We start from the raw sequence: 395 nt of genomic DNA on the forward strand, positions 1-395 counted from the left end.
AAGGGAAGTTGGAAGGGAAGCTGGAAGGGAAGCTGGCACTGGTCACGGGGGCGAGCAGAGGAATCGGCCGCAGCATCGCGCTCCGTCTGTCGCAGGAGGGGGCCTACGTGCTCGTACACTATGGTTCGAGAGAAGCGGAGGCAAACGCCGTCGTCCGGGAGATCGCCGACAGCGGCGGAGAGGCGCAGGCGATCGGCGCTGATCTGAGCACGCTGGAGGGCATCCATGCCTTGTTCGCGGCAGTGGATGGAGTGCTGCGGACGCGTCAGGAGGATCACAGGCTCGACATCCTGGTCAATAATGCCGGGATCGGTCAGATCCTGACGCTCGAGGAGACGACCGAGGCATCCTATGAGGAAGTGATGCGGATCAACGTCAAGGCGCCGTTGTTCGTC

The 395-nt window shown here is 62.8% G+C and carries 1 protein-coding gene; it reads left to right on the forward strand.

Annotated features, from left to right (window positions below):
* Positions 1 to 8: 8 nt before the first annotated feature.
* On the forward strand, positions 9 to 395 hold a 387-nt coding region (locus tag PA598K_RS10215), incomplete at its 3' end, for an SDR family NAD(P)-dependent oxidoreductase (RefSeq protein ID WP_128656852.1).

Source organism: Paenibacillus sp. 598K, from assembly GCF_003851045.1.
Classification (GTDB): Bacteria; Bacillota; Bacilli; order Paenibacillales; family Paenibacillaceae; genus Paenibacillus_D.